The organism is Methylobacterium sp. Leaf399 (assembly GCF_001424525.1).
Classification (GTDB): domain Bacteria; phylum Pseudomonadota; class Alphaproteobacteria; order Rhizobiales; family Beijerinckiaceae; genus Methylobacterium.
The window spans coordinates 18532-35549 of the sequence record NZ_LMQK01000006.1 but is presented as its reverse complement, the minus strand read 5'-3'; the positions used below and the strand labels follow the sequence as shown (position 1 = coordinate 35549).

The following is a 17018-nucleotide window of genomic DNA, read 5'->3' as shown; positions in this document are numbered from 1 at the left end:
CGGCCTGGCCGCAACGGCCGGCCCGGCGTGTCACCGTCCCTCCTGCCCCGCCCCGATCCGTGGCATCATGGCCGTCCCTCGCGACGACAGCCGGTGGAGCGGATCCCCATGACGCACGACCTCGTCCTCTATACCCACCCGATGTCGCGCGGGCGGATCGCGCGCTGGATGCTGGAGGAGGTCGGCCGGCCCTACCGCACCGAACTCCTCGGCTACGGCGACGCGATGAAGGCGGCCGACTACAGGGCGGTCAACCCGATGGGGAAGGTGCCGGCGATCCGGCACGGCGACACCGTGGTCACCGAAACGGCGGCGATCTGCGCCTATCTCGCCGATGCGTTTCCCGAGGCCGGCCTCGCCCCGCCGTCCGGCAGCTTCGACCGCGGCCCCTATTACCGCTGGCTGTTCTTCGCCGCCGGGCCGGTGGAAGCGGCGGTCCTGAACACCGCGCTCGGCGTCGCGGTGCCGCCCGAGCGCAAGGGCATGGTCGGCTACGGCAGCATGGCCGAGGTGCTCGACACCCTGGAGGGCGCGGTCGCCGGGCGCCGATATCTCGTGGGCGACGCCTTCAGCGCGGCCGACCTCTACGTGGGCGCGCATCTCTCCTGGGGCATGGGCTTCGGGCTGCTGGAACGGCGCCCAGCCTTCGAGGCCTATGTCGCGCATCTCGACGCCCGGCCGGCGGCACGGCGCGCGGCGGCCATCGACGATGCCCTGATCGAGGCCGCAGGCGGAGCCAAGCCTGCAGCCTGACGACTCCGATCCAGCCCGTCACGACGCATATCGTTACCGCCGGCCGAACAGCCGTTCGATGTCGGCGAGCTTGAGCTCGACGAAGGTCGGGCGGCCGTGGTTGCACGAGCCCGAGAGCGGGGTCGCCTCCATCTCGCGCAGGATGGCGTTCATCTCCTCAGGGCGCAGGCGGCGCCCGGCCCGGACCGAGCCGTGGCAGCTCATGCGCGAGAGGATCGCGTCGAGGCGCCGCCCGAGCGGGCCACCCTCGTCGCCGTCGGGGCTGCCCTCCTCCAGGCCGGATTCCGACAGCCCGTCGAGGATATCGATGACGAGATCGCGGATCGCGGCCCCGGCCAGGACCGCGGGGATCTCGCGCACCAGCACCGCGCCCGGGCCGAACGCCTCGATGGCGAGGCCGAGCCGATCGAGGTCGGGTGCCGCCTCGAGCAGTCGCGCGGCGTCGCCGGGCGCCAACTCCACCACGTCGGGGATCAGGAGCCCCTGCCGGGCGATGCCGCCGGCCGCGCGCTGGCGCTTCAGGCGCTCGTAGACCAGGCGCTCGTGCGCCGCGTGCTGGTCGACGATGACGAGGCCGTCGCCGGTCTGGGCGAGAATGTAGGTCTCGTGGATCTGCGCCCGTGCCGCCCCGAGGGGATGCCCGTCGGTCTCGGGCGCCTCGTCCGGCCGCAGGTCGGCGGCGGGCGGCGCCTCCTCGCCGCGGAACAGCGACTGGGCCGTCTCGCCGAAACCGTCGTGACGCGGCGGTTGGCCGTAGCCCGCGGGGGCGCCGAAGGAGGGCATCCCCGGCGGCAGCGGGACGCTGCGACGGCCATGCGGGCCGGCCCCGGAATGGACGCTCATGGGCGCGCGCGCCACCGGGCGAAAGGTCTCTTGGGCGTGCAGGGTCTCTTGGGCGTGCAGGGTCTCGTGGGTGCGCAGGGCCTCCAAGGTGCGCATGGCCGCGGTGGTGGCCGAGCGGGCCCCGGCCTGGCGCAGGGTCTCGTGGATGGCGCTGACGATCAGCGCGCGCACGAGGCCCGGCTCGCGGAAGCGCACCTCGGTCTTGGCCGGATGCACGTTGACGTCGACGAGGCCCGGCTCGCAGGCGATGGCGAGGGCCAGCACCGGATGGCGGTCGGCGCTCATGGTGTCGGCATAGGCGCCGCGCACGGCGCCGAGCAGCAGCCGGTCGCGCACCGGCCGGCCGTTGACGGTGAAGTGGATGTGGCTCGCCGCCCCCCGGTGGTAGGTCGGCAGGCCGATGTGGCCGGTAAGCGAAAAGCCCTCGCGGGCCATCGCCAGGGGAACCGCGTTGGCCCCGAAATCGGCGCCGAGCACCGCGACCAGCCGGCGCAGGGTCGCGGCCGGGCCGGGCTCGGCCTCGGCGGGAAAGACCAGCGGGCTCGCGCTCTCGGTGCGCAGGGTGAAGCGGATCGCCGGCTGCGCCACCGCCAGCCGCCGCAGGATGTCGCCGATGGCGGTGGTCTCGGCCCGGTCGGACTTGAGGAACTTCAGCCGGGCCGGGGTGGCGCTGAACAGGTCGCTCACCTCGACGCGGGTGCCGCGGGCGGCGGAGGCCGGCCTCACCTCGCCCTTCACGCCCGCCTCGACCACGAGGCTCGCCCCGGTCTCGGCCGTGTCCGTGCGCGTGGTGATGGACAGGCGCGCCACCGCGCCGATGGACGGCAGCGCCTCGCCGCGAAAGCCGAGCGAGGCGATCCGCCCGAGGTCGCCGTCGGGCAGCTTGGAGGTGGCGTGGCGCTCCACCGCCAGGGCGAGGTCGTCCGCGCTCATGCCGGCGCCGTCGTCGACCACCCGGATCAGCCGGCGCCCGCCCGCCTCGATGGTCACCTCGATGGCATGCGCGCCGGCATCGATGGCGTTCTCGACGAGTTCCTTGACCGCCGAGGCCGGCCGCTCGACCACCTCGCCGGCGGCGATGCGGTCGACGAGGATCGGATCGAGGCGACGGACGGGGGCGAGATCGGAGCGGGGCACGGGGCCGAGCATAGGGGAGGCGGCGGCGTGTTGCCATCGGATCGATGCCGTAGGGGCGAGGAAGCCGATGGACGGGTCGATATCATTTTTGATATAATGCGGCATATGGAGCGTCGAGACCCTGAATGCGGCGGTCGACGCCGAGATCGAGGATCTGCCCGCGGATCTGAGGGCGCGGCTCGTGCGGATCGCCATGCTGATCGAGGCCGTCGGTTTCGAGGGCCTGCCTCACGACACGGTGAAGCACCTCGACGGAAAGCTGTGGGAGATTCGGGTCAAGGCCAAGAGCGGCATCTCCCGCTCCATCTACGTCACGGTAGCTGGCCGACGCGTCGTGATCGTGCGGGTGTTCGTCAAGAAGACCCAAAAGACCCCGCAGCGTGAACTCGATACGGCCCGCAAGAGGGCGAGTGAGGTTCCATGACCAAGATGACAGACCTTCACGCCAAGTGGATGACGGACGAGGACTATCGCAACGCCTACGTCGACCTCGAAGAGGAGTTTGCCCTGGCTCGCGCCTTGATCGCCGCACGATCAAAGGCGGGGCTGACGCAGGAGGAACTGGCGCAGCGGATGGAGACCTCCCAGAGCGCCATCGCGCGCCTCGAAACCGGACGCTCGAAACCGTCGGCGCGGACACTCGAACGTTTCGCCAGGGCGACGGGGACCAGCCTGCGCATCAGTTTCGAACCCGTCGGACAAGGGTCCTGACGCCCTTTCGTGAGGCCGAGGGCCCCCTCACCGAAACCGCGCCATCGTCATCCGAACGGGACGGCGATCCCGGCTCTCGCCTGCAGGATGGCCGCCAGCGTCAGCCCCGCCCAGGCCAGCGCCGCCAGGGCCACCAGCATCGGCCGCAACGGCAGGCGGGCGCGGAGTGCCAGGGCCGCCAGGATCGGAAGAGCCTGCTCGGCGTGCATCCCGAGGAAATGCCCGACCCTGAGGTCGCCGCCGCCGAGGTTCCAGCCGAGCAGGGGCAGGCGCACACCGGCCGCGCCGACGGACGTCCCCTGGTTCAGGCTGATCAGGATGCCGCCGGCCCCGCCCAGGATCACGGTGAGGGCGAGGCCCAGCACCACGGCGAGGCGAAGGCTCGCGTCGAGCCCCGCCACCGGCCGGCGGGCGATCGCGACGGCGAGCGGGATCTTGGTCGCCAGGAGCGTCAGGGCGCCGACACCCATCAGGGCGTAGAGCAGGCCGTGCACGGGATCGCTGGTGTTGAAATGCGAGGCCTGCCCGAGCCCCGCCTGCAGGGTGATGTAGGCGAGCTCCATCCCGCCGGCCCCGATCAGCAGGGCGGTGGCGATCCGCAGGGGCCGCGACCGGCGCCGGTCGGGCCGCACGTAGCCGGTGAACCAGGCCGAGGTCAGTGCAAACAGGCCGATCGAGGCGAAGAACTTGGCGGGCTTGAGCCAGACCGAAGCACCGCCGAACTGGCGCCCGTCGACGAGCGGCAGGCACAGGGCGATGGCGCCGGCCATCAGGCAGGCGAGGCCGAAGGCGGTGAGTTCCGGCGCTCGCGCGCGCAACGCCGGGATCGGCGACCGCAGGGAGGACGGGGCGGTGAGCGCGGTCACGGGCGGGCCTCCGCACCGAGCGTCCCCGTGCCGGCGCGGATGACGAGGGCCAGCAGCAGCCCGAGGGGACCAACGAGGAAGGTGAGGACGAGGCAGGGCAGGATCAGGAGCGGCGACAGCCCCGCCGCCAGCCCGCTGCGGGCGATCCAGGTGCCGACGACAAGATCGAAGGCGAGGTAGTGGATCCAGCCCGCGGTGAGGGCGTGGTCGTTCGCGAACAGGGCGCGCACGTCTTGAATCGACGAGAACCCGCCGCCGGCCCCGCCGGCCAGCCCGGCGGCGAGGGCCCCGCCATAGGCGATCCCGAACAGCCCCGGCAGGACGAGGCCGGTGACGAGGAAGGTCCAGGGCCGCCACCGGGGCGCGAACAGCGACAGGCCGAGCGCGATCCAGGCGGCCAGGGCGACCGCGTTGGCGAGGGAGAACAGGGCGGGCGCCGCGATCATGGCTTGATCCGATCAATCTTTACGTCGTACAGATCGAACATGAGCGATGATCTTGACACTGTCAAGCGATCGGCGGCCAAGCCCGAGGGCTATCACCACGGCGACCTGCCGGCCGCATTGATCGCCGCGGCGACGGACTGCCTGCGCGAGCGCGGGATCGACGGTTTCTCGCTGCGCGAGACCGCACGGCGGGCGGGGGTCTCGCCGGCCGCCCCCCAGCACCATTTCGGCGATGCGCGCGGGCTGCTCACCGCGGTGGCGACGCGCGGCTTTCACCTGCTCGGCGACGCGCTCGCAGAGGCCGATGCGGCGGCGGGGGACCGCGATGCCCGCATCCGCGGCCAGGGCCGCGCCTACCTGCACTTTGCCCTCGACCATCCGGCCGAGTTCGACACGATGTGGCGCTGCGCGCGCATCGATCCGGCGGACGCCGCCTACGCCCAGGCCTCGGCGCGGGCGTTCGGGCTCCTGGCGGCGGCGGTGGCGGACCGGCCGTTCGTGGCCGCGCAACGGTGGCCCGACGAGCCCGACCCGCGGGCGGTGGCCTGCTGGTCGCTGGTCCACGGCCTGGCGCGCCTCGCCCTCGACGGCGTGTTCGGGCCCGCAGAGGCCGCACGGGCCGGTGTCGACCGCTTGCTCGACCCGGTGATGGATTGCCTGATGGTATGAAGCGCCGGCCGGGCGTGACCGCGCGTCATCGCAGCAGTCTTCAGGCGACGCCGGCGCGCAGCAGGTCGTGGTAGTGGACGAGGCCGACCGGGCGGTCGTCCACCACCACGATGATCGATGTGATCTTCATCGACTCCTGGATCTCGAGGGCCTTGGCCAGCAGGGTCTCCGGGTTCACGGTGCGTGGCTTGGCCGTCATCAGGGCCTCGATGCGCAGGCCGTCGAGGTCGGAGCGGAACATGTTGCGGCGCAGGTCGCCGTCGGTGACGATCCCGGCCAGGCGCCCGTCCGCTTCCACCACCACAACCGAGCCGACGCCCTTGGCGTCGATCTCGGCGATGGCCGCGCGCACCGCGGTGCCCCGCGCGACCACGGGCAGCCGCTCTCCGGCGTGCATGACCTCGCGGACCTGGCGCAGGGAGGCCCCGAGCTTGCCGCCCGGATGATAGATGCCGAACTCCCGCGCCGAGAACCCGCGCGCCTCCAGGAGCGCGATGGCCAGCGCATCGCCCAGCGCCAGCTGCATCGCCGTCGAGGTGGTGGGCGCCAGGCCGTTGGGGCAGGCCTCGCGGGCCTGCGGCAGGGTCAGGCACACGTCCGCCTCCCGGCCGAGGGTGGATGCCGGGTTGGAGGTGACGGCGATGAGGCCGACGCGATAGCGCCGGGCGTAGCCGATGATGTCGGCGAGTTCCGTGGTCTCGCCCGACCACGACAGGGCCACCACCACGTCCTCGGGCTGCACCATGCCGAGGTCGCCGTGGCTCGCCTCGGCCGGGTGGACGTAGAGGGCCGGCGTGCCGGTGGAGGCGAGGGTCGCGGCGATCTTGCGGCTGACGTGGCCGGACTTGCCCATGCCGGTGAGGATCACGCGCCCGCGCGCGGCCACGATCAGCGCCACCGCCGCCGTGAAGGCATCGCCCAGGCCGTTGCCGATGGCCTCCATCAGGGCGCCGAGGCCTTCGCGCTCGGTCTCGATGGTGCGCAGGGCCGAGGCGACCGCGGGGCTGTGCTCCATGTCGCCGCCCTCGGGTGCCATCGTGATCCGGTCCGCCTGTACCATGCCCGCCCGTGTCTCCGCCTTGCGGGTTCCATCGCCGCGATCGCGCTATCGCGCAAGACAATGGTCGGATCGCGGCCGCATCGCCTCGCCCGGCGCCCGTTGACGGTGCATTAACCGCGATCGTTGTAGCTCGGTTAACCACGACGACGCCGGGGACGAGCCCCGGCGGCGGGCGCGAGGGATGAGCGGAGCGACGTCGGCCGGTGATGCGCGCAACGCCGATCCGGAACGGCCAGGCCGTGGCCGCCCTCGCCTTCGCGCTGGCGCTGGCGCCCTCGCAGGCCGTCGCCCAGGCGATCCCCGATCCCTCCGCGCAGACCGGCACCGACGGCCTGCGGGGCATCGCGACGCCGGCCGCCGCGACGCCCGGCAACGCCGCGACGGGCGACGCCTCCGGCGGAGGCGGCCTCGACGGCGGATCGAGCGCACGGGCGGGGGCATCGGCCTTCACCGGCGCGACGCGGGCCGGGACCGGCCGCATCGGCGGGGCCTCGAGCGGCATCAACAACCGGGCGCCGGCCAACCTCCTGCGCCAGCGCGCGGCACCGCCGCGCCGGCTCGGCTCGGCCACGAGCGCGGTCACGCGGCAGGTGACGCAGATCCCGCCGCCGGACCTGCGCCTCTCGCCCGTCGTCCAGAACCCCGTCGTCGGAGTGCCGCTTCCCGTCGTGGCCGGCTCCCCCGGCACCCTGCCGCTGGCCGGGCTGTCGACGCCCGGCGCCGTGCTCAATGCCGCCCTGCGGCGGCCGCTGGTCGTCGACGACGCCTATGCCCCGCTGGGCCTGCGGCTCGGCACCTTCACGGTCCTGCCGAGCGTGCAGCAGAGCATCGGCTACGACACCAACCCGGAACAGGTGGTCAACCGGGCGGCCAGGAGCTCGCTGGCCCTGCGCACCGAAGGCGACCTGAACTTCCGCAGCGACTGGTCGGCCCACGAACTCGCCGGCGAACTGCGGGCCGGCTACAACACCTATCCCGACAACGAGGCCGCCGACCGTCCCAACGGTGCGGGCAACGTGCGCCTGCGCATCGACGCCAACCGCGACACCCGCATCGACGTCGAGGGGCGCTTCCTCGTCGACACCCTGCGCGCCGGCAGCCCGGACCTCAACGCCACCGTCGCCGGCCGGCCGATCGTGGCCAGCTACGGCACGACGGTGGGCGTCACCGAGACCTTCAACCGGCTGCAGGTGAGCCTGCGCGGTCTCGTCGACCGCTCGGAGTTCGAGGACGCGCGGCTGACCAACGGCACGATCCTCTCCCAGGCCGACCGCAACCTGAACCAGTACGGATTGCGCATGCGGGCGGCCTACGAGATCTCGCCGGTGATCTCGCCCTTCGTCGACGTGCTCGGCAACACCCGCGTCTACGACCAGAGGACCGATTTCAACGGGATCCGCCGTGACTCCGACGGGGTCACCCTCTCGGCCGGCGCGGTGTTCGCGCTGACGCGGCTGGTCTCGGGCGAGGTCTCGGCCGGCTTCGAGCACCGCACCTACGACGACCCGCGGCTGCGCGACCTGACCTCGCCGGTGGTGAACGCCTCCCTGATCTGGACGGCGAGCCCGCTGACCACGGTCCGGCTCACCGCCGCCGCCGGCATCGTCGAGACGAGCCTGCCCGGATCGAGCGGCGTGCGCACCCAGGCGGGGACGCTGGAAGTCCAGCACGACCTCCTGCGCAACCTCTCGATCACCGTGGGCGCCGGGTACCTCGCCAGCGACTACGACCGCCTCGCCATCAACGAGCGCGGCTTCTCGGCCACCGCCCGGCTCGACTATCGCTTCAACCGCTGGCTGACGATGCGCGGCAGCTACATCTACCAGCAGATCGACAGCTCCACGAGCGGATCGAGCTTCAGCGGCAACACCTGGCTGCTCGGCCTGCGGGTGAACCCGTAGGACCGAGGGCCCTTATCGGACCATCGACAGCGAGGCGCCCGACTTCGACAGCGCTCCGTCGAGGGCGCCGCCGCCCTGGCGCAGACGCGCCGTCACGGTGCCGCCGGGCTGGTAGAGATAGACCTCGCCATCGCGAAAATCCCAGGCCGTGACCTTGGAGAGGTCCTTGTTCGGGCAGCCCGATGCGGAGGCCTTGTAGAGGTCGAGCGCCGGGGCGCTCGAGAGCGAGACCTTGCAGGTGCCGCCGGTGGCGTCCTTGGCGTTCCAGCTTCCCACCACCGACGAACGCCCGCCCGAGACCACCGGCGGCGTCGGCGGCGGCACGTAGACGGGCTCGGCCGCCACCGGCGGCGGCGCGGCCGAGGCCACCGGCGGGATCTCGGCGGGCACGGCACTGGCGCCCGGCGGCGGGGCCAGGGGCTCGGAGGTCACCGGGCCCGAGGGGATGGCGGGGACGGCGGGTTCGAGGGCCGCCTGGGGCCTCGGCGCCCTGCGGGTCGGTCCGTCGAAGCGCTGGGAGGCGCAGGCGCCCAGGGTGGCGGCGAGGGCGAGGCAGGCGACGGTCGTCGAGAGGGGACGCGGCATCGAGAACGGTTTCCGGCAGGACACGGGTCGGGTTGGCGCTGCCTCACCGGCAATTGCGCTGGCCGCAAGGCGATCTCCGCAGCCGTGTGGATCAAAGCCGGGCGAGGGCGGGTTTTGCCCGCCGGTGTGGCGTCGAGGCCGCACTCGTCTCGGTGCCATCGCCCGCGTACCGAACACCCTCCGGGCGATGCCGATGGGCCGACGTCGCTGACGCCGGCGCGATCGAACGGGGCCCTTGCCATTATAACCGGCACGATCGGTCGAAGCGTGCTATGGCGACCGGGAAGCCCGCACGCCCTTCGTGCCAAGGGCCATCCCGAGAGGCCCCAGTGGCGAATGCCTTCAAGAGCGGCGCATCCCAGTCGCGCAGCACCAACGATTTCAACGAGCGGGCCAAGCAGCTGTCCGAGCGCCTCGGCGCCATCGAGAAGCCGGCCCAGATGAAGCGCGGAAACGCGCCGCGCCGGTCCTTCAAGTCCGGCCCGCGCCCGGAGGCCGAGGCCGTGCCGGCGGAAGCCGAGACCGAGGTCGCCGAGACGGAGACCGAGAACGAAGAGGCCGAGGGCGGCGAGAAGTCCGACTCCGAGTCCTGAACGACGAAAGGCGCGCCCCGATGGAGCGCGCCTTCCGAAATCGACATCGATCCGGGTTCCTGAGATCCCGATGTCAGCGCCTGGGTGTCAGCGCCTGGCCTTGGCCTTGCGCGCGGCGTAGCGGGCATCGCGGGCCGCCTTGCGGGCGATGAGCTCCTCGGCCTTGCGCTCGGCGGCGAGGCGGGTCTCTTCCTCCTCCCGCGCGATCTGGGCGGCGAGTTCGGCCTCTTCCCGGGCCCGCTTCTCTTCCGCCGCGGCCTTCTCGGCGGCGATGCGGGCGGCCTCACGCTCGCGCGTCCGCTCGTCGCGGGCACGGGCGATGGCCGCGCGGGCCTCGGCCTTGGCGATCATGTCCGGGTCATCCGCCGGGGGACGGGCCTTGAACTTCTCCAGCAGCATCTGCTTGGCGCTGGCGGAGTTCTTCCTGCGGTCGTCGAAGTTCCGATAGTCGAAGGCGCCCATATGACCTTTCTCGTGTGGTGAAGCGCGGTGCGAAGCCGCGTGTGACGACGCGCGGCCCTGAGGACCACGCCATGGTGTCTGCTCATGGTTGGAAGTGGGGATGGATATGCCTCAGGAGAGGCCCGAAATCAACGCAGAGCGTGTGTCGTCGACCTGCATTGGGCCCCGTTTCGTCGGGAAAACCACCGGACTGTTGCCTGGCTTCACCGGCCGCCACCTTCGATCGGCCCGCCTCTGACTGTGACCCGATGACGCCGCGCCTGCGACGGGACCGGGTGCCGGGGCTCGTCCCGCCCGTATCCGCTGGCCTTTCCCGTCGTCCCGGCGCCTGCGTCGCGGCCCGCTAGCCGCCTGCCCGCGCACGAAAAATCCCGTGCCGCCCTCCCCCGGAACGGCGTCGTTCCCACAGGCGCGCCCTTCGCCGAGCCGGGAACCGAGGTGTCCGTTTTGGCACCGTTCGGACGCGCGGCGATTTGCTCCCCCGCAACCTTATCGCTACGTTTGGGCCGCTAAATGCAACGACGTGACGAGGGCGACGGCGTCGACACGACGTCGTGGAGGGGGCGGTATGACTGAGCCGACGCGGCCGGGACGATGGGAGCGGTGCGCCGTTCCGATGCCGGCTTGAGGGAGTTCCCGTCCCCCGTGGCACGCTATCGGCCGATCCTCCAGCGCGTGGCGACCTGCGTCGTGGTCGGCTGCGTTCTGGTCGCCCCCCGCCCGGCCGCCGCCTTCGACCTGTTCGGTCTGTTCGGCTCGGAGGAGGAGCCGCCGGCGCCGAGCGTCGCCGCCGTGCCCTACACCGTGAAGTTTCAGGGCGTGGAGGAGGACGACGTCCTCCAGGCGCTCAAGGACACCTCCTCCCTCCACCGCCTGCGCCAGGAGGCCCCCCCCGACGGCGAGGGCGTGGTGCGCCGGGCCGAGGCCGACCTCAAGCGCCTGGGCGACGTCCTGTCCGGCTACGGCTACTACCAGGGCCGCGTCGCCATCGTCGTCGAGGGCGTCACCCTGGGCGGCGAGGCGTCGGTCGCCGCCGCCGCGCGCGCGGCGGAGGCCGCCCGCGGTCGCAGCCTCGTGCCCGTCAAGGTCGTGGTGGAGACCGGGCCGCTCTACACCCTGCGCTCGGTGACCGTCCGGGACCCCCGCGGCGGGGCGATCGCGACGGAGGTGCTGCCCCCGCGCTTCACCGAGGTCGACCCGTCGGTGCCGGCCCGCTCGGCCACGGTGCTGGCCCGCGAGGCGCAGATCGTCGACCGCTTCCGCTCGCTCGGCCATCCCTTCGTCAAGGCCGTGGGCCGCGACCCCGTCGTGGACGATGCCGCCCACGTCATGGACGTGACATTCGTGGTCGATCCCGGGCCCATCGCCGGGCTCGGGCCGGTCACGGTCCGGGGCACGAGCGACATCGACCCGGCGGTGGTGCGCTCCTTCATCTACACCGAGCCGGGCGACCCCTATTCGCCCAAGGCCCTGGCCGACATCCGCCGCTCGGTCTCGCGCGTCGAGGGGCTCGGCTCCGTTCGCGTCCGCGAGGGCGAGGCGCTGGACGCCGATGGCAACCTGCCGATCTTCGTGGACGTGACCGAGCGCGACCGCAACCTGATCGGCGTCTCGGCGCGCTATTCCACCGTCGACGGGCCGGGCGTGCGTGGCTACTACGCCAACCGCAACCTGTTCGGCGGCGGCGAGACCCTGAGGATCGACGCGGACGTCTCCTATCTCGGCAACGACCTCTACGCGACGCAGCGCAAGCTCGCGGGCATCGATTCCAACGGCATCGGCGGGCGCCTCGGGGCGACCTTCGTCAAGCCGGCCCTGTGGGGCACCCGCAACGACCTCGTCGCCAACCTGTTCGTCGGGCGCGAGGCGCAGCAGAGCTACGTCACCGACGCGGTGGGCGGCACCATCGGCATCCGCCACCGTTTCTCGGACACCTTCTTCGCCCAGATCGGCGTCGACGGCCAGGTCGGGCGCTCGCAGGATGCCCTGGGCAAGCTCGACTACCGCCTCGTCGGCATCCCGGTCTCGCTGTCCTACGATTCCACCGACAACCTGCTCGATCCGACCAAGGGCGTGCGGCTCACCGCCTCCGCCACGCCCTATGCGGGCTTCCTCGGATCCGACCCCTCGATCTTCGTCGCCAAGGCGCAGGGCTCGACCTACTACGCCTTCGACGACGCTGGCCGCTACATCATCGCCGGCCGGGTCGGGTTCGGCTCGATCTCGGGCGCCGATCTCGCCGACGTGCCGCCCAACATCCGCTTCTTCGCCGGCGGCGGCGGCTCGGTGCGGGGCTTCGCCTACCGCACCCTCGGCCCGCGCGGGCCCTTCAACCTGCCGGTGGGCGGCCTGAGCCTGCTCGAAGCCTCGGTGGAGGGTCGCATCAAGGTCACCGACACCATCGGCGTCGTGCCGTTCTTCGACGCTGGCACCGCCTTCTCGGGCAGCCTGCCGGACTTCGACGAACGCATCCGCACCGCCGTCGGCCTCGGGCTGCGCTACTACACCGGCATCGGCCCGATCCGGGTCGACGTCGCCTTTCCCCTCGACCGCATCAAGGGCAACAACGAACGCCCGGTCGCCCTGTACATCAGCCTGGGACAGGCCTTCTGATGGGTGTTTTCGGACGGGTTTTCGCTCGCTCCAGTCAGGCCGGCTCCGCCAACCCTCCCCCCTCTGCCGGGGGCTGGAGGTGGCTCGCGATCGTCGTGGTCGTGTGCCTCGCCCTCGCCACCCCCTTCTCCCTCACCCGTGCCGACGAGGCGGAGAAATCCGTGCTCGGGGGGCTGCTCTCGAAGGCGCTCTCGACGCCCGGTTCGCAGGTCTCCATCGGCGCTGTGGACGGCGCTCTGTCCTCCGACGCCACCATCCGCGACGTGGCGATCAGCGACCGCGACGGGGTCTGGCTGAAGCTCGACCGGGCGCGCCTGGTCTGGCGCCGGCTGGCGCTGCTGTCGGGCCGGCTCGAGGTCGAGACCCTGGAGGTCGGCCGCCTCGAAGTGCTGCGCCGTCCCCTTCCCGCCCTGGTCTCCGACGTGCCCGAGCCCGACGGCTCGCTGCTGCCGGACCTGCCGGTGAAGGTCGAGGTCAAGGCGTTCAAGCTCGGTGAACTTGTCCTGGGCGAAGCCGTCGCCGGCCAGCCGGCGCGGCTGGCCGCCACCGGCAAGGTCAAGCTCGGGCCGCCCGCCGAGGGACTCGACCTCGATGTCGCCGTGACCCGGCTCGATGCCGCCGGCACATTCGCCGCCCGCCTGCTCTACGTACCCACGGGCGACCGGCTCGACCTCAAGACCACCCTGGCCGAACCCGCCGGGGGCCTGCTCTCCAAGGCCTCTGGCCTGCCCGGGACACCGCCCATCGACCTCGACCTCGACGGCAAGGGCACCCTCGACGCCTGGAACGCCAGGCTCGACCTCGATGCCGGCCCCTCCCTCAAGGCCAAGGGCTCGGCGCGCATCCTGCGGGTCGGGATCGAACGCCGTCTCACCCTCGATCTCGCCACGCAGGTCGACGGGCTGCTGCCCGGCCCCGCCGCGGCGGTGTTCTCCGGCCAGACCCGCCTCGACGGCGGCCTGCGCTTTTCCGACGGCGGGGCGATCGCCCTCGACCGGCTCGAACTCGCCTCGCGCACCGCCCGGCTGACCATCGGCGGCACCCTCGGCGCCGACCGCATCGCCGACATCACCATCGCGGCCCGCTCCCTGCCCACCGACGGCGGGGTCACCAAGGCCTCCGACGCCGAACTCGAAAGCCTGACCTTCGACGGCAGCCTCAAGGGGCCGCTCGTCGGGCTCACCGTGAAGGGCGCGCTGAAAGCCGCCGGGCTCAAGGCGCAGGGCAGCGCCCTGGAGCGCGTCACCGCCGACCTCGACGTGGCGCCCTTCGTTTCCGGCACCGGTGCGAAGCGTTTCTCCATCGCGGCCGACGCCAGGGTGGAGGGATTGGCGCTCGCCGACCCGGCCCTGCGCAAGGCCATCGGTTCGAAAGCCGCGCTGACCCTGCGCGCCACGCTCGACCCCGACGCGACCCTCGACGTGACCCGCCTCGCCATCGAGGCGCCCACCCTCGACGCGACCTATGCCGGGCGGATCGGCCAGAACGTGCTGACCGGCAAGGTGGCCGCTTCGCTCGCCGACCTCTCCGCTTTCGCGGGTCTGGCCGACCGGCCGCTCGCAGGCAGCCTCGACGTCAAGGCCCTCTTGAGCGGCGACCCGGCCCGGCGCGCGGTGAGCGCCGACCTCGATCTCACCACCCGCGCCCTCGCCCTCGGGACCGCGCCCCTCGACCGGCTGCTCGGACGCGCGCCGACGCTGCGCGGAAAAGTGTTCCAGGTCTACGACGGCTACGGCTTCGAGGGCCTGCGCTTTGAGGGCGCCCATCTCACCGCGGCCCTCGACGGGCGGGCCACCGGGCGCGCCGCGGACGTCCGGGCCAAAATCGACCTGGCCGACCTCGGCCGGATCGACGAGCGCCTCTCCGGCCGCGCCGCCGTCGACGCGCGCCTCGGGGGCACGCTCCAGCGGTCCGACCTGACCGCCACGGTCAGCGCCCCGAGCGCCACCGCCATGGGGCGCCCGGTCAAGGCCCTGCGCCTCGACGCGGCGGTCAGGGATCTCGCCGGCGCCCTCGACGGCACCCTGCGTCTCGGCGGCGAGATCGGCGGCAAGACGCTCACCGGCGACGCCGCGGTCCGCAAGGTCCTGCCGGAGGAGTGGCGGCTCGACCGCTTCGCCTTCAATCTCGGCTCGGTGCGGGCCGACGGCCGCGGCACGCTCGACGGCGCCACCGGTCTCGCCGAGGCCGCGGTCACCCTTGCCGGCTCCAACCTCGACGACCTCTCCGCCCTGGCGCTGACCCCGCTCGGCGGCAGCATCGACGCCGCCGTCACCCTGTCGCGGGACGGCGGCCGCCAGGATGCCCGTATCGTCGGCAAGGGCGCTTCGCTCCGGGTCGGCGAGGTCGGCCTCTCGCGGTTCGACGCCGATCTCACGGGGCGCGACCTGCGCGGCCGCCCCGTCCTCGACGGTCGCCTCGAGGCCGACCGGGTGGTGGCGGCCGGGCAGACCATCGACACGGTCCGGCTCGTCGCCACCGGCACGCCGGCGGCGAGCGAGATCGTCCTCAAGGCCAAGGCGCGCGGCTTCGACCTCGACGGGGCCGCCCGGCTCGTGCCCGAGGCGCGGACGCGCATCGAGGTGTCCCGCTTCACCGTGGTGCGGGGCTCCGACAAGGTCGCCCTGGCGGGTCCGGCCACCATCACCCTCGACGGCGGCTCCGTCGTCCTGGACGGCCTCGTCGTCTCGGCCGGCGCCGGGCGCGTCAGCCTCGCCGGCCGTGCCGGGTCGAGCCTCGACCTCACGGTGGGCATCCGCGCCCTGCCCCTGTCCATCGCCCGCATGGCGGTGCCGAGCCTGACGCTGGCCGGCACCCTCGACGGCGAGGCGGTGGTGCGCGGCAGCCCGGCCCGGCCGGAGGGACGCTACGACCTCTCCGTCTCCCGGCTCGTGACGCCGCAGACCCGGCAGGCCGGCCTGCCGCCCATCGACGCCAAGGCCCGCGGCACCCTCGACGGCGGCCGCGCCACCGTGGACGGCCGGTTCTCGGCCGGGCGCGGCGCCGAGGTGACGATCGCCGGCTCCCTGCCGGTGGCGGCCGGCGGCGACCTCGCCCTCAAGGCCAAGGGCACCTTGGACGCGGCGCTGGCCAACAGCCTGCTCAGCGCCGGCGGCCAGCGCGTCACCGGCCGCATCGCGGTGGACGCGGGCGTGAGCGGAACGCTCGCCGCCCCGCGCGCGGAGGGGGCCGCCGTACTCACGGGCGGCAGCTTCACCGACCCGCTCCAGGGCCTGCGCTTCACCGGCATCGAGGGCCGGGTGACCGGGCGGGGCGACACCCTCGTGGTCGAGCGCCTGACCGCCCAGGCCCGCAACGGCGGTGTCCTGCGGGCGCAGGGTCGCGTCGCGCTCGCCCCGGACGCCGGATTTCCCGGCACCCTGACCCTGCTCGCCGACAGGGCGGAGCTCGTCTCCTCCCCCCTCGTCACCGCCACCGCCAGCCTCAACCTCGCCCTGAGCGGGCCGCTGGCGCGGACCCCCAAGGTCTCCGGCCGCATCGACCTCGTCTCGGTGGACGTCTCGGTACCCGACCGCCTGCCGGCCACGGTGCAGCCGCTGCCGGGCATCCGCCACGTCAACCCGACCCCGGAGATCCGCCGGCAACTGGCCGCCAAGGCGCGCCAGGAGCAGGCTGTCCGGCGCAAGGGCAAGGCCGCCCCGCCGTTCGATGCCAGCTTCGACGTGACGGTCAGCGCCCCCAACCGCATCTTCGTGCGCGGGCGCGGCATCGACGCCGAACTCGGTGGCGACCTGCGCCTGACCGGCTCGTCGCGCGACCCCGTCGCCACGGGCGGGTTCGACATGCGCCGCGGCCGCCTCAGCATCGTCGGGCAGCGCCTCGATTTCACCCGCGGGCGCCTGACCTTCGGCGGCGAGATCGCGACCCCCGACCTCGACTTCGTGGCCGAGACCAGGGCCAGCGACGTCACCGCCCGGGTCGCCGTCTCGGGCCCGGCCAACCGCCCGACCTTCGACCTGACCTCGACCCCGAGCCTGCCGCAGGACGAGGTGCTGTCGCGCCTGCTGTTCAAGAAGGCGGCCGGCGGGCTCTCGGCCTTCCAGGCGCTGCAGCTCGCCCAGGCGGTCGCGCAGTTCTCCGGCAACGCCGGCGGGCCCGACGCCTTCGAGCAGGCCCGCAAGGGCCTGGGCCTCGACAGTCTCGACGTCTCCACCGGCGCCAGCGGCGGCCCGGCGCTCGGCGCCTCGCGCTACATCGACGAGCGCCTCAGCGTCGGGGTGAAGGCCGGCGCCAAGCCCGCCGACACCGCCGTCACCATCGACTACGACGTCACCCGCCGCATCAAGCTGCAGGGCGAGGCCGGCAGCGACGGCCGCACGGCGGTGGGGGTGGGCGCCGAATGGGAATACTGACCGCAC

The 17018-nt window shown here is 72.9% G+C and carries 14 protein-coding genes; 8 read left to right on the top strand and 6 right to left on the bottom strand.

Annotated features, from left to right (window positions below; genetic code table 11):
• The first annotated feature begins 108 nt into the window (after nucleotides 1-108).
• The gene (locus ASG40_RS06615) at nucleotides 109-753 is read left to right on the top strand and encodes a glutathione S-transferase family protein (RefSeq protein WP_055882741.1); all 645 of its coding nucleotides are present in this window, start codon (nucleotides 109-111) and stop codon (nucleotides 751-753) included.
• Between the two features lie 33 nt (nucleotides 754-786).
• Here the strand turns inward: ASG40_RS06615 and mutL are convergent, their stop codons facing one another.
• A complete protein-coding gene (gene mutL / locus ASG40_RS06610) occupies nucleotides 787-2745 on the bottom strand; it encodes a DNA mismatch repair endonuclease MutL (protein ID WP_055882739.1) in 1959 nt (652 codons plus the stop codon).
• 91 nt (nucleotides 2746-2836) lie between these two features.
• On the opposite strand from mutL, the gene ASG40_RS06605 reads away from it, so the two are divergent.
• Nucleotides 2837-3157 (top strand): type II toxin-antitoxin system RelE/ParE family toxin, encoded by a 321-nt coding sequence (locus tag ASG40_RS06605; RefSeq protein ID WP_055882736.1) that lies wholly within the window; start codon nucleotides 2837-2839, stop codon nucleotides 3155-3157.
• Nucleotides 3154-3444: a helix-turn-helix domain-containing protein gene (locus ASG40_RS06600; protein WP_055882734.1), complete on the top strand. Its 291-nt coding sequence runs from the start codon at nucleotides 3154-3156 to the stop codon at nucleotides 3442-3444. Before ASG40_RS06605 ends, ASG40_RS06600 begins: the two co-directional genes overlap by 4 nt.
• A gap of 47 nt (nucleotides 3445-3491) precedes the next feature.
• Here ASG40_RS06600 and ASG40_RS06595 read toward each other — a convergent pair whose 3' ends face one another.
• Both ASG40_RS06595 and ASG40_RS06590 read right to left on the bottom strand, forming a co-directional pair.
• Nucleotides 3492-4310: a hypothetical protein gene (locus ASG40_RS06595; RefSeq protein WP_055882733.1), complete on the bottom strand. Its 819-nt coding sequence runs from the start codon at nucleotides 4308-4310 to the stop codon at nucleotides 3492-3494.
• Nucleotides 4307-4756 carry an ABA4-like family protein gene (locus ASG40_RS06590; protein WP_055882730.1) on the bottom strand — a complete coding sequence of 150 codons (450 nt, stop codon included), beginning with the start codon at nucleotides 4754-4756 and terminating at the stop codon, nucleotides 4307-4309. The genes ASG40_RS06595 and ASG40_RS06590 overlap by 4 nt, the downstream gene beginning before the upstream one ends.
• A gap of 39 nt (nucleotides 4757-4795) precedes the next feature.
• On the opposite strand from ASG40_RS06590, the gene ASG40_RS06585 reads away from it, so the two are divergent.
• Complete coding sequence (locus tag ASG40_RS06585) at nucleotides 4796-5425, top strand: TetR/AcrR family transcriptional regulator (protein ID WP_055882728.1); 630 nt, start codon at nucleotides 4796-4798, stop codon at nucleotides 5423-5425.
• 40 nt (nucleotides 5426-5465) lie between these two features.
• Here ASG40_RS06585 and ASG40_RS06580 read toward each other — a convergent pair whose 3' ends face one another.
• On the bottom strand, nucleotides 5466-6485 hold the full coding sequence (locus ASG40_RS06580; protein WP_082494338.1) for a KpsF/GutQ family sugar-phosphate isomerase: 1020 nt from the start codon (nucleotides 6483-6485) through the stop codon (nucleotides 5466-5468).
• A gap of 206 nt (nucleotides 6486-6691) precedes the next feature.
• Between ASG40_RS06580 and ASG40_RS06575 the strand changes: the two genes are divergently transcribed.
• Nucleotides 6692-8386 carry an outer membrane beta-barrel protein gene (locus ASG40_RS06575; protein ID WP_055882727.1) on the top strand — a complete coding sequence of 565 codons (1695 nt, stop codon included), beginning with the start codon at nucleotides 6692-6694 and terminating at the stop codon, nucleotides 8384-8386.
• A 12-nt stretch (nucleotides 8387-8398) separates the two neighbouring features.
• Here the strand turns inward: ASG40_RS06575 and ASG40_RS06570 are convergent, their stop codons facing one another.
• A complete protein-coding gene (locus ASG40_RS06570) occupies nucleotides 8399-8971 on the bottom strand; it encodes an AprI/Inh family metalloprotease inhibitor (protein ID WP_055882725.1) in 573 nt (190 codons plus the stop codon).
• A 329-nt stretch (nucleotides 8972-9300) separates the two neighbouring features.
• Between ASG40_RS06570 and ASG40_RS06565 the strand changes: the two genes are divergently transcribed.
• The gene (locus tag ASG40_RS06565; RefSeq protein ID WP_055882724.1) at nucleotides 9301-9564 is read left to right on the top strand and encodes a hypothetical protein; all 264 of its coding nucleotides are present in this window, start codon (nucleotides 9301-9303) and stop codon (nucleotides 9562-9564) included.
• A gap of 87 nt (nucleotides 9565-9651) precedes the next feature.
• On the opposite strand, the gene ASG40_RS06560 is transcribed toward ASG40_RS06565, so the two are convergent.
• Complete coding sequence (locus tag ASG40_RS06560; RefSeq protein ID WP_055882722.1) at nucleotides 9652-10026, bottom strand: DUF6481 family protein; 375 nt, start codon at nucleotides 10024-10026, stop codon at nucleotides 9652-9654.
• A 675-nt stretch (nucleotides 10027-10701) separates the two neighbouring features.
• On the opposite strand from ASG40_RS06560, the gene ASG40_RS06555 reads away from it, so the two are divergent.
• Entirely contained in the window at nucleotides 10702-12639 is a 1938-nt protein-coding gene (locus ASG40_RS06555) for an autotransporter assembly complex protein TamA (protein ID WP_244472263.1), read from the top strand.
• Nucleotides 12639-17012 (top strand): translocation/assembly module TamB domain-containing protein, encoded by a 4374-nt coding sequence (locus tag ASG40_RS06550; protein WP_082523938.1) that lies wholly within the window; start codon nucleotides 12639-12641, stop codon nucleotides 17010-17012. Before ASG40_RS06555 ends, ASG40_RS06550 begins: the two co-directional genes overlap by 1 nt.
• Nucleotides 17013-17018 lie beyond the last annotated feature (6 nt).